Below are 12,158 nucleotides of genomic sequence, written 5' to 3' on the forward strand. Positions count from 1 at the left end.
CTTCTGCATCTCCCATTGAGCTTGGGTGACGTTTGTTGTGAAAGTGAATAAATTTTGCGATCCAACCTAAATAAGCATTAATTGTTCTTAATGAATACTGACGAATGAGCATATAGTCTGCAATGTAGTTTAAATAAGGAGAGCGAGTTTTCATTTTCATTCCTTTGAAATTAAGCTGTATATATATACAGTTTTAGCTCAGTCGCTCGTATAGTCAAGAAAACGACCCAATCGTTCGTTTTTATCCTGAGGTAAAAGCGAGAACTCCTAAATTTTAATAACACTGGTAATTAGTTAACAAGTTTGTTAGAAATAATCTAATAAGAAAAACGAGCTACGCTGTGGTAGAAAAACGCGCGATTAGCTCGCTATAAACATGTTATACGTTTATAAAGGAATGACTATGAATTTAAGAATATTGCTACTCACGCTATTAATTACAGGTTGCTCTGAAGCAACTCCCGAGTTTGAAAAATTAGCTGTAAAAATCTCTCATGAGAAATCTGCTAAGTTTGATTCTGGAAACTGGCAAGTTGGTGGCAACTTGCAATCAGCAAATGCTATAGCGTGGCAGAAAGCTTCGTTTCAAAATAAAAGAGCAACTTGTAGCGTTTTCCTAGAAGCTTTGATTCAACAAAACAAGTTAAATATTGAAGATTCCTCGGATGAAAATATCAAAAAAATGTCAGAGGAACTTGTGTTTATGCTAAATGAGCGCTTCAAAATGGTTGGTAACGCTCAAGAAAACGAAGAGTCATTTAAACATTTAAGAGTTAGTAATGAAGCATTAATAGTAATTAAATCATTAAAATGGCATAAAAACGTATAACAAGTTACTCAAAAGGACGCAAAACGCTTGGCTCGCGCTCCTTCGTCGCTAATTTTAGCCAAACATTTATGCGCCCATTAGTAAGGCGTTATAACTCAAGGTCGAGAATCGTGAAGTACAAGAACTTCAAGCCATTAATTCACAACTTTACGCATTCCTTTGTAGGAGGTTGTAATTACGTTGACGGTAAGTTTATATATGAAGATTTATTTGAACTTGCTCAACAAAAATCTGGTGAAAAAGTCATCATTCAATGGATTCCTCGAATCGAAGCAAGTAATCCCGAGTTAACCAAACGAGTTAAAGAATCAATAAGCTTTTATCAGCAGTGGTTGCCAAAACTAGCAAATAGTCTTGGGGTATCCTTAGATCATTTGGTTGAATACCAAACAGAAATTTATTTAACAAAAACTCGTCAAATAAATATTCGAGCGTTCGGTCAAGACGACCGTGGTAAAAAATATGAGTATTTCGTGTGGATTTGAGTTATAACAAAGCCATCATGAAGGGACACAAGCAGCAGGCTTGTGCTCCTTCGTCGCTAAGTCTAGCCTGCTATTTTGTGCCGTTTATTACGGCGTTACTGATTAAATACTCTAACGTGTTTTTGTCCATAGACGAGTTATAAATATAACTCGCCTTTGCCCCAAAGTGAGTTTACTCGAGCGTCGCAAATGAGGTATTTGGATCCATCAGATACACTTGTTTTGCGTTATATTGTTTATAGTCACGACAAACAATTGCTATGAAGCATAGATTTGCATCGTTTGGTTGGCGTTGTAGTTTCCCTCGCTTCAAGGCTGGCATGATGCAGAAACTGGTTATATCTATCGATCATCAAAACGACGCAATGAATCGCTTTAAGGTTTATGGTAGTTTGAATTGAATTAGCAAAAGCTTTGCTAGATTGCTTCTAAATATGTCATTTATCTTTAGTAAACACATTTTATAAATATTTAGGTACAATATCGGAAAGCTTCTCTTTTCGTCTGTAATAATGCTGTTTGACAGCTTGATAAGATCTTTCGGATAAAATTTTCCTCAGTTCGTTTAAGGTTATGTTATTTTTTTCTGCGCCGAATTTCTTCAGGTATTCGCCAAAGTAATATTCTAAGTAAGCCCCTGGATTTGGCGTAGCCGGGTTGGCTCTCTTGTCATAATCATCCACTGGATTCAAGCCTTTACGAGCGGCCTCAAGCATTTCTTGCACTTTAAGTCTCGATGTATCGATTTTACGCATTAAACCTTTGCTTATCCCGTACTCATTTAAAATGTTGTTAACTAAACAACAATCATTGTGAGGTCGTAGTCTAAAGTTGGTACGCTTGACGATTTCAACGACAACTTCATTGTTTAGATGTTGAAGATCGTTCTTCAAAGATCCAATCAGCTTTCTCTTTAACCTCTCAATGTCACCACTATATGTTTTATATGCTCTTGAATATGGGTAACTTTTATTTTCGGTGACTTCTAGCTTAATGATGAACCCAGCAAATTGAATGTCAGACTCACTCAAAAGATATTTTATGTTTGTCTTACTGCGTATGGAGACTCTCACTTGTGGATATGGGAAATCAAAAGAGCGCTGGCCAAAGAATTCGCTTAGAATGTCGACAGCTTGAGTGACCTTTTCGATGTCACACTTTTCAGATATTAATTGTGTAAATAACTGAATAATTTTGTCTGTCACTAAGTGTATAAATTCTGTTTCAAACGCTTTGCGAAAGTGTCTTTTTAATTCGCGTCCCAAATTTTGTGTCACGTGAAATATTTGATGCCATACGGAATGACTAGATAGTCGACCCGGATCTGATGATGAAGTAACGACATGTGCGATAACGATGGGGATTCTCGACCATACATAGATTGGCAATAGAACCAATGCAACTGTCTCTCCGGCCCTTAGATGTTGATTCTTCGGTTTCATCGCTTCAAATACATAATGAGCTATGCATATTCTCATCATACTGACATTAAATTTCCCTCCTGCCCCTCCGGCAGGGAAATTATTTTCAATTCTGCGTAGACCTCCCGCAAGGAATGGAAAGCGATAAAATATTAATCCTGTCACGAAGCACGCGTCAGAAAATGAAGCAGCTTCTTTTTCGAATTCGCTCAGAAAAATATTTAGCAGTGATTCAACAGCTCTTTCGCTATCACCATCACCTTTACTTATAGCTCCTGTTGAATCAATACATAAGCGTCCCTCCATTACATCAAAGAATAGGCGGTCATAGCTTTCCATTATTTCGAGTCGTTCAGGGTTATCATCGATCTGTTGAATATCTTTATATCTGCCAATGCCTAAGCTATCCAGATTTGTACCGTGTGTCAGGTGCCCATTAAGCATAAGGAAAAAGCTTTTAATATCGGAACGCTGTTGCTCCCCCATCATCACCTTGAGTCGATAATTGAATGCTTTGTTAAATCGGTACTCCCCAGTTATATAGTTCGATCTGGCAAATAACACAAAATCTGGCAAATTAAACTGATCGTGTTTTACTGTCTCATTAAAACGTCTAACAGATCGCGCATAGTTTCTAACTTTAGGGCTGTATAACGTATCTGCTATTCCATCTTTTTGCTCATACCACTGGAATAAATCAAAGGGTTCTGTTGATTCTGTGGTTTCATGTTGGCGGTATTTTGCAATAGCTGATTTTTGTTTTTTAATTTTCGAAGCGTGTTCTTCAAGCTGATATTGTGCACCAATTACGCCAAGAAATTCACTATGCCCACTTGCTATCGCATCAATAAAGCTTCTGTTAATACCACGATTTGGCTCTTGTGCTATTGCGTCTATAAACGATTGTATCGTGAGTCTTACTAAATGTGAGGACCGATCCTTGCTTGGATTTTCTTCAGATGATATCGGTTTCATTTCTGATTCCCCTTCACGAGGAAGCACTTGGTAAACATAGAAAATGAATTTACGGTCTCGAAGATCTCTCGCACCAAACATGCTGAAAGGTTTAATTTCATTGTTATTTTTATGTTCTTTCCACTTGGTGTCGATGGCCGATGCAGAACCCTCTTCACCTGCAAACCAATATATCTTGCTTTCTGGCCCCCCCACGGTATCAATACCTACACCAAAGGTTAAAGGAATTTGAACCAACGACAGTATTTTGTTGAAAACCTCGATTGGTGAAATTCTTGGTTCGCTTCGAAGGAGAAAATCATCAATAAAAGATGCAATAACTATTTCAACTCGACGTTCTATTTCTGATAGCTCTCTCTGATCCACTTATCACCCCCAACTCTTTTAAAATCGCTCATTTAGAGAAATCTGTATTTACTTTATGGTTACAAATGTATCTAAAATATAGATAAATGTGTATCTAAATATTAGATACACAAGTGAAATATTTTGCGCATTTTATTTTTAAATCTCTTAGTTGGTTTCTACAGTGAATTTAGAGCTTCTGATATTGAAGCTTTAAGCCAAAAGCTTGGCAATGTACTTCTCTAATTCTCTTAAGGAAACAATCATGAGTAGATCCATTATTCTCACAATCTCTACAGTAGCTTTGTTGTTCATGCCAGTAACATCAACTATTGCTTCAACGAAGGCAATCACTAATGACGTAATTGGTTCCGTCGGGGATGCTGTTTCTCAAAATAATCCGGCCTGCCGCAAGAAAATCAATATCTCAAACGTTTACGTAAGTGATGATTTGTTCGCAACGAACCTTGGGATCATTGATATGTCTGTCGTCGACACAAGTAGTATGTGTAACGCCGAAATTGACGTATCCGGCTCTACTGTGAAGCGTAAAGTTGTCGCCCGAAACGGCTCAAAAGTCACTTCTACGCTTATCAAGTAGTTATCAGTAATAAGGGTAGGGACACCCTCCTTCATTGGAGAATAATGATATGAACTCTACTATCAAGATCGCTTTTACAGCAATCGTCACCGCAAGCATTGCTGAAATTTCTGGCTGCACAAGTCTTCACAAGTCCGAGAACGCTTACGATGAATACCAAAAAGGAGATTTTGTTCTTTATCGTGGTACCGAAGAGTTTGCTATTGATCCATTTGCTACAAAGTTGCAATTACAGAGCTGTTTGAATGTCAACCAAGCGAATAGTTCATCTGAAACTTTTAAAGCTACTGTCGCAAGTGAGTCCCCTTTATTGGCTTCATCAGTTATTAATACTGTCAAATACTATTACGAGCATGCCGCGATTCAACGCATTCGAGCTGAGTATCATAGATTTTCGTCAGCCATGTTTCCACAGTTCGATTTTCCCGTTAAATTCTTCGCTGTGAAAGAGCTACATTTGGATAATTGGTTTAAAGATGTATCTGGAGACGCAAACAAGTCGTCTTCAGACCGCTTAGTAATTGGTAGCGGTACGACAAATGAATTTTACGTGTATGAGCTTTCAGCAGCTTTCCCGGTTCAGAACGCTGACTCAAATAAATACTCGTTGAGTGAGCAGCCTTCTATCCAGGTTAGGTTTAAAGTAACTACATATCAAAACAACAACTCCATCGAGCTTAACGGAAACCGTATTGGTGGGTTTAGTGTTGAATCAAATAGCATTGAGACGTCCAAACTGGCAAGTGACCTTATCGGGCTCGTCGCCGCCGATCTCTTCGCCAACTCTGGAAGTTGCCTTGAAGCTACGCTCCGAAGAGGCTCATTTCATACACGGGCAATGGTGAAGCAGCGCAAAAGCAGCTATCCACTTGAAGAAAATGGAACTGCCGGCATGCTCTGCTTAAAAGGCGAATATCGAAATATGACCGAGCCTTTCACCGTGGAAGTCGCGCTATTTTCTTCGTCAAAGGCGGAATCTCTTGCTCCAAATGGCTGTTCTGTCAATGACGCTTTTAAAGTCGTACGGTTGATAAAGAAGCCTAGCAATAACCTTTGTTTCCAGACCTTTTCAAAAGGCGACCTCGATGTGATTGCATCGAAGCGGAGTGCCTTTTACAAAGCATATTCTACGCCTGCCTCTCATTGGTTAGTAAACGCTTACGACATAAACGGAGTACCTATTAGCTGCGCTACCTATACTGCAAGTGAGCTTTATTACAACTCAGCATTGATGGAGAAGTAATATGAAGCGATTAACACTTGCTCTCTTCTCGGTCACTGGTTTGTGCAGCGCAGCAACCATTGACCGAGAAGTGGCTACTCTTCGTCTGCCTTATGATGCGCCTTTTCAGCAAGTTACAATCTCGAAAGAGCTGCGAAAAGTCACTCTTAAGGTGCTTGGCCGCTGGTCAAAGACTGAACCTATAGCCTTTCATTGCTTAAAAAAGGGCACCGAGGTACAGCTACATCTCGTCAATATGAATGTATATATGCACGGTATTAGTGCTCCGAGTCCTGAGGGATTATTTTCGTCTGCTACTTGCAGGCTCACATTGAAAGGCAAAATCCTTTTAGATGTCAATACTTTAACTGTAGTTCATTAACTGATGAGGCATTTTTATGTTTAAGAAAAATTTATTATTGGCTGCTATCCTAGCAGTGAGTAGTGGCTGTTCATACAATAAACCTAATGCATGTACAGAAAAAGGTTGTGTCACAAAGCTTGATCAAACCGCTGCTAAAACCGAGCTTAAAATCATGAAAGGCGAATTAATACGTCTAGGCGTTTCTGGCCAAATTCTGACACGTGAAATCGCGAATTATTATGATCCTTCAGCATTAAAAAATGTGCGAGAAACTTCGCATAGTATTACTGATACCAATGGGCTCTCAGAAGTTGAAATTCGAGTTGTTGAAACAACAGGCAAAAAGGCATCAGACTCAAGTGTTACGCTTCAGATAAATCCGGTGAAGATCAACTACGAACCTGGCAATTTTTTTCATAGTACTGATAGTGTTTACTATGGTGTTTTGAAAGCTGCTGCAAAACTGGCTGATTTCTACTTGAAATCAAAGACAAAACCCAGCCTAGTCGTCCGTATCGTAGGAATGGCATCAGCATCAGTGCCGCGACAGGACGCTAAATTGGGTTTGCTTTGGGGCCAAACATCATACACTTTCTCTGACTTAAATAATCGTGCCAGCTTACGGCGGTGTGGCACTACCGAGCTCATTGCTAAAACGTTTAAATCGACTGATGCAATGACCAATCCAGATCTTGCAATGCTACGTGCGATTGACCTTTATAAACGGTTAATCTCTGAAATCGATTATGAAACACGAGCTTTCGCTAAATTTGACTTATGCTTCGACATATCCCCAGAGCGGGGGCGCGAATACATCTTTTCGGAGATGAACATCGAAATCAATGGCTAACTATTATGGTGGAACGATAATGAATAACTTGAATTTTGTACTAACCTTATTTACGGCGGCTCTACTGATTGGTTGTGAAACAACATCACAGCTCAACAAATCAGCACAAGAGCAGGCATCCGTTTCACTTGCGTTTAAATCGTTCGCTGATGGCGCTGTTCGTGTTGTTACTGACAACGGTAAAAACGTTTTAACTGGTACGTTGATTAAAGCGCAAACCGGGTACTACCTTCTGTCATCTATGCATGGCTTTAACACTTTGCAACAAGACATTGTTCTCAAGCAAGGGGCAAACTCGTTGAGTGCAAAGTTAGGGGTGGTCATTACAATACCGAAGACAGATGTTGTTGTTGCAAAATTACTCCCTGAGGCAAATTTAGATTTTGAGTCTCAGCTGTTTTCTAGCACACCTGTAGAAGTGTTTAAGAAACAGCATGGGCAACTTGTGCTTTCGCAGTTGCTATATTGTTTTTCAATGTTTGAACAACCTTCGGGTGTCGTCGTTTCAATCCTTGAACAACGACATATAGCAGCTTTGACAAGCCAAATAACAGGTATTGTGACACAAGAGCCCTCTGCTCCGAGCAAAAGTGGAGGCATTTGTACTACATCTTCAGGCGAAGTCGTTGGTCTGACAAAAGGGAACCTTATCGGCAAGGACCCATTTACAGTGGGTGTCATTGAGCAATTAGAAGGTGGTTTGGCTTCTCTGATTTCTCGGCTTTAGGGGTCGAATGTTTTCTATAGCATGGTCAAATCTATAGCGCTCATGAGGCTGGCTGTCATACAGTCAGCCTCAACTCAATAATCTCAAAAGCGCCACTCATTTTATGCCACCTGGCTTAAAGATTTTTTCAATCCAGTTACACTGGCGTTCGCACCACAGAATACCATCCCAACTTTAACTCCGAACTTGCATTTGTTTGCATTCGTCGTTTTTGCGCTTAGCTTAGGTGTTGCCGTCGCTAACCAGTTTTATTTGCTCGCAATTATGAAGTTTGGCCACCACCACACTATGTGTATAGTGTTGATGCGATTTTCAGAGCTAAAGAGGTAAGTTGGGTTTCGTGATCATTTATGTCGAGTGTCGTGGCTTCGCCACCTACACAGCATAGTTTCAAATACAAAATTAAAGGTCAGTTACTGGTACAGACTGTGTAAAAACTAATTTTTAATAAATTGTCTTGGGTATGTTTGGACCTCCCATAGTTTACTAGACACCCAATAAGTTACAAATCTTGACTTAAGACATTAAAATCTTCGATGTCCGCTCATGGTACAAAACCGTCCTTTGGCTCTAACTCTTCTTTGTCCAAAGATGAGTTTTTCTTATGGTCAAGATTGTCACTGCTCAAGCTCCCTAGTGTGATCTTTAATACTTAAATACTCAGTTGTAGCTCGATTGAGACTTGGTAGTAGCAATTATTTTGAACCTTTATTAAATTCACCCGTTCAACTCTTACACAAATTTAACTAGAAGAGTTTCAGTAGAACCCTTTTTAATACCAATAGGATCAATGCCTAAAGCCAAAGTCATCACCAGAAATAATGGGAGGTGTAGGTTTAATTATCAAGACAGTGAATACACAGATTTATTTATAAGGCAGAATTCTAATCTTGACACTTTTTGATACAATAGTAACAAATTTAACTGATAATCTTATTTTTTGTTACTATAATAGCAACTTTATTCACCATCGGTGAAGACTTTTATATTGTCTCTTTATGAAACAATCTTCAACACCATTTCATATGTGTCACAATAGTAACAAATAATGTCATTGTATATGCTATAATTGATACTATAGTGACATATTTGGAGGTGTGTATGTTATCCCTTTATACTGCTTATGATTTGCAGATGGATCTCAAAGAGTTTATCAAGTCAGCTCGAAAAAAAGACAAACTCAGTGTTCAGAAGTTAGCCGATCTCTCTGGCGTGCCTTATGCGACGATCCGAAAGTTTGAATCATCTGGTAACATCTCATTACGCCAGTTTCTAATGCTTTATGAGACCGTCGGAGACTTGAAAAAAGTGAAAGAGCTAACAAAGTCGTGTGAGCCTGAATTCAAATCAATAGAGGATGTGCTACGACATGCTTAAATCTGCCCTAACCGTAAGGCGTAAGCTTAGCACCGGTGAAAAGGTGCTTGTCGGCAAGCTTGTTGAAAATAGTCAACAAAGCTTCTTTCAATTTGACGAGACGTATTTAAACGCTCACTCTACTTCTTTGGCCCCGTTCAATTTAAAAGCAGACACAAGCCTTCAAGTTGCGCCTAGAAAACCGCATTATGGCATCCATGGAGTTTTTGCAGACAGCCTCCCTGATGGTTGGGGTCTTTATCTCATGGATCGTGTATTTAGGCAGAACAATCGGAACCCAAAAACAGTTACCGCTTTAGAACGTTTGGCCTACCTAGGTGAGAGATGTATGGGGGCGTTGAGCTATGAGCCAGAGTTAGATTTACTTGATGAGTCCGAGGATTCAATTGATATTATTGCCCTCGGTCGAGCTGCGATTGAAGAATTTGAAGGCACTGAGTCAGCTTTGCTTGAGCACTTGATGAAAACGGGTGGTTCGGGTGGTGCTAGGCCCAAAATGAACGTTACGCGTTTATCGAATGGTCAATATTCAACATTAGACGACGTACAAGGCACAAAGCTTATAGTAAAGCTTACATCAGAAAAGTTTGACTTGAAGCACTCTGAATCAATAGTTGAATATTGCTACATGCAAATTGCTCGTAATGTTGGCATCGAGGTTCCTGAGTTTGATTTAATTGATGCGGGTAATGGAAGATATTGGCTAGAGCAGGAGCGATTTGATTGCACAGAGCAAGGTGGTCGAATTCATATGATTTCTGCTTGTGGGTTATTAGATGCCCCTTTTCGAGAACCTTCTTTGGACTATGTGGATTTAGTAAAAGCTACGCGCATCATGTGCAGTGTTACAGAGTCTCAGAAGCTCATTAAGCGTTGCATGTTTAATTATTTAACTGTTAACCAAGATGATCATAGTAAGAACTTCAGTTTTCTTGCCAGTGACTCCGATGTTTGGACGCTATCACCTTTCTACGACATTGTTTACAGCCCAAATCCTTACAAAGAGCATATGACGGCTTTTGGTGGTAATGGCCAAACACCAAAGAATGTACTAAATCAGCTAGCTGCTCAGTCGGGGTTGTCTTCAAAAAAAGCGATTATGACTATGGCTGAAGAAATATTTGAAGCAACGCGCTCGTTTAGGCATGAGGCCAAGCATTTGGGTTTGTCATCTAATCTAATCAATGAGATTGATAATGATATGATAGAAAAGTTTAAGGCGCTTTAAATACAGGATAATTAAAATTGTCATGCCTTATTTTGCAAATGTCAGATAAGTTGAGAGATCTATACTATTTTTAGCCTAAAATAGGAGCCGCCTGTTAAGGCCCATACCAAAAGTATGAAAGCTGACTTATCTGACAAATTTCGGTGCCAGCTTCATCATAATTTAGCTTATATTTATATTGAATTGGGCTAAACCAAAAGTTAACTGGTTTACCGTTTTCCACTTCCTTAAAAGCTATTTGAATTTGTGTATTAGCATACAACTCTTCATGAGGATGACATAAATCACCGATAGACTCGTATCCTTCAGGTGGTGTAAACATTACCTTATAATAACCTGGTCTATAGCTATACTTTTCCTCAATCAATACTTTTACACTGTAAAAATTTGGTATTACAAAGGTTCTGCTATCCAAGCATGGCACACTATTGTCTTTAACAATAAAATGTCTACCAGGGTGAGATTTAAGGTCTGTATTTGCTTCAAGCGTATCCGGGTAAGTAAATCCACTTTTATGGCCAAACATTCCTTTTAATGACTTCTGTCTATCTTTATAGCTAGAATTAATCTCAGTACCATTTAGCATGATCACATCGTATAAGCAGACTGAGCCATCATCTAGGATATACGCTCCTAAAACGCCACTTTCAAAGCTACCAATTGCAACTTTAGAGGCAAGTATTTTCTGATTTTTTTGTCTAATGTGAAAGCATTACCTTTAATATCTGCGGCTTGTATTGAATTAAGCGACTCTTGCCCAAGTTTTATATATGCGCGCTTTCCTTGCTGTACGGAAATTACATCAGGATCATTAACATTGCTAATCTGTTCTGTAAAAGGTACGTTAAAGTCACATTTATACATCGGAGGCTTAAAATCTCGAAAAGGCAAACACGGAACTTTAATCTTTAATTGCTCGATAGATTTATCGAGAAAACCCCGTGATCAGAGCGAAGTGATGTCGCGGGGATGAATCTGTGTCACCCCTGCTCTTGAATATATTTTCGTATTATCTCTGCACTAGCATTTCCTACAAAACACACAAAGTATCCATCAGACCAAAATGTTTTCTCTTTCCAAAATTGGTTTTTGAGGTAAGGAAATGATTTCCAGATTTTAGTAGTTGTCGCTTGTTTAATCCTCCTTGCGTACTGGCCTACAGAATATCGAGTGCCGATTGTAATCAGCATATGAATGTGATCTTTATCTATTTCAATCTCTTCGATCCTGAAGTCAGAAGATAGAGAAACATCGAAAACCGTTTTCTTAACAAACTCACCCAGATTTCCGTTTAGTAAAGGTTTTCTGTACTTAACTACCAGAATAAAATGAAGTGCAATTAAATATTTGCAGTGAGATTTAGTTTCATATTCCAACTTGACAACTCGACCTTATACAGTAGTCTATACAGCATATGAAAAAGACGCTCAGATACAACTACAGGCTAAATCCTACCCCAGAGCAAGAAGCTAAGCTTATTGAGTTTGGTGCGACAGCGCGTGGCATTTGGAATCTGTTGTTGTCTGAAAATATGCGTCGATATGAGTACGATAAGACGTTCTTGTTTTACAAAGAAATGGCCTCGCTTCTTAAGGAATTAAAGCCTTTCGAAGAGTTTGCGTGGATTAAATCTTTTGATTCAGCAGCGGCTCAGCAGGTTACTCGCGATTTAGAAACGGCTGTTAAGAATGCTTTTTCAAAGGTTCGTTTGCAGCGCTTTCCAAAGCATAAAGT

Annotated in this window: 14 protein-coding genes; 10 read left to right on the plus strand and 4 right to left on the minus strand. The window is 39.1% G+C overall.

What is annotated here, in order from left to right; all coding sequences use genetic code 11:
• Positions 1–160 (minus strand): phage integrase N-terminal SAM-like domain-containing protein (locus L1D51_RS21780; RefSeq protein ID WP_338127951.1); only part of this gene is annotated, 160 nt, incomplete at its 3' end.
• Between the two features lie 243 nt (positions 161–403).
• Here L1D51_RS21780 and L1D51_RS17340 point away from each other — a divergent pair.
• Positions 404–829 (plus strand): hypothetical protein, encoded by a 426-nt coding sequence (locus tag L1D51_RS17340; RefSeq protein WP_239964336.1) that lies wholly within the window; start codon positions 404–406, stop codon positions 827–829.
• A gap of 110 nt (positions 830–939) precedes the next feature.
• Positions 940–1,314 (plus strand): hypothetical protein, encoded by a 375-nt coding sequence (locus L1D51_RS17345; protein ID WP_239964338.1) that lies wholly within the window; start codon positions 940–942, stop codon positions 1,312–1,314.
• 461 nt (positions 1,315–1,775) lie between these two features.
• Here the strand turns inward: L1D51_RS17345 and L1D51_RS17350 are convergent, their stop codons facing one another.
• Positions 1,776–4,076, minus strand: coding sequence for a hypothetical protein (locus L1D51_RS17350; RefSeq protein ID WP_239964340.1), 2,301 nt, complete (start codon positions 4,074–4,076; stop codon positions 1,776–1,778).
• A 244-nt stretch (positions 4,077–4,320) separates the two neighbouring features.
• On the opposite strand from L1D51_RS17350, the gene L1D51_RS17355 reads away from it, so the two are divergent.
• From L1D51_RS17355 to L1D51_RS17385, 7 genes are all read left to right on the plus strand, one after another.
• Positions 4,321–4,656: a hypothetical protein gene (locus tag L1D51_RS17355; RefSeq protein ID WP_239964342.1), complete on the plus strand. Its 336-nt coding sequence runs from the start codon at positions 4,321–4,323 to the stop codon at positions 4,654–4,656.
• Positions 4,657–4,705: 49 nt separating this feature from the next.
• Positions 4,706–5,899, plus strand: coding sequence for a hypothetical protein (locus L1D51_RS17360; RefSeq protein ID WP_239964343.1), 1,194 nt, complete (start codon positions 4,706–4,708; stop codon positions 5,897–5,899).
• A 1-nt stretch (position 5,900) separates the two neighbouring features.
• A complete protein-coding gene (locus tag L1D51_RS17365; RefSeq protein WP_239964344.1) occupies positions 5,901–6,260 on the plus strand; it encodes a hypothetical protein in 360 nt (119 codons plus the stop codon).
• A 16-nt stretch (positions 6,261–6,276) separates the two neighbouring features.
• Entirely contained in the window at positions 6,277–7,092 is an 816-nt protein-coding gene (locus L1D51_RS17370; protein ID WP_239964346.1) for a hypothetical protein, read from the plus strand.
• 19 nt (positions 7,093–7,111) lie between these two features.
• Positions 7,112–7,819, plus strand: a complete 708-nt coding sequence (locus L1D51_RS17375; RefSeq protein ID WP_239964348.1) for a hypothetical protein — start codon at positions 7,112–7,114, stop codon at positions 7,817–7,819.
• Between the two features lie 1,101 nt (positions 7,820–8,920).
• Positions 8,921–9,196 (plus strand): helix-turn-helix domain-containing protein, encoded by a 276-nt coding sequence (locus tag L1D51_RS17380; protein WP_036973834.1) that lies wholly within the window; start codon positions 8,921–8,923, stop codon positions 9,194–9,196.
• Entirely contained in the window at positions 9,189–10,424 is a 1,236-nt protein-coding gene (locus L1D51_RS17385; RefSeq protein WP_239964349.1) for a type II toxin-antitoxin system HipA family toxin, read from the plus strand. Before L1D51_RS17380 ends, L1D51_RS17385 begins: the two co-directional genes overlap by 8 nt.
• Positions 10,425–10,518: 94 nt before the next feature.
• Here the strand turns inward: L1D51_RS17385 and L1D51_RS17390 are convergent, their stop codons facing one another.
• A complete protein-coding gene (locus tag L1D51_RS17390) occupies positions 10,519–11,010 on the minus strand; it encodes a hypothetical protein (protein ID WP_239964350.1) in 492 nt (163 codons plus the stop codon).
• A gap of 394 nt (positions 11,011–11,404) precedes the next feature.
• Positions 11,405–11,800: an IS200/IS605 family transposase gene (gene tnpA, locus L1D51_RS17395; protein WP_239964352.1), complete on the minus strand. Its 396-nt coding sequence runs from the start codon at positions 11,798–11,800 to the stop codon at positions 11,405–11,407.
• Between the two features lie 38 nt (positions 11,801–11,838).
• Here tnpA and L1D51_RS17400 point away from each other — a divergent pair.
• Positions 11,839–12,158, plus strand: a 320-nt coding sequence (locus L1D51_RS17400; protein ID WP_239964354.1) for a helix-turn-helix domain-containing protein, incomplete at its 3' end; no start/stop codon positions are given.

Origin of the sequence: Pseudoalteromonas shioyasakiensis (genome assembly GCF_022398475.1) — a bacterium.
In the GTDB taxonomy this organism is placed as follows: Bacteria; Pseudomonadota; Gammaproteobacteria; order Enterobacterales; family Alteromonadaceae; genus Pseudoalteromonas.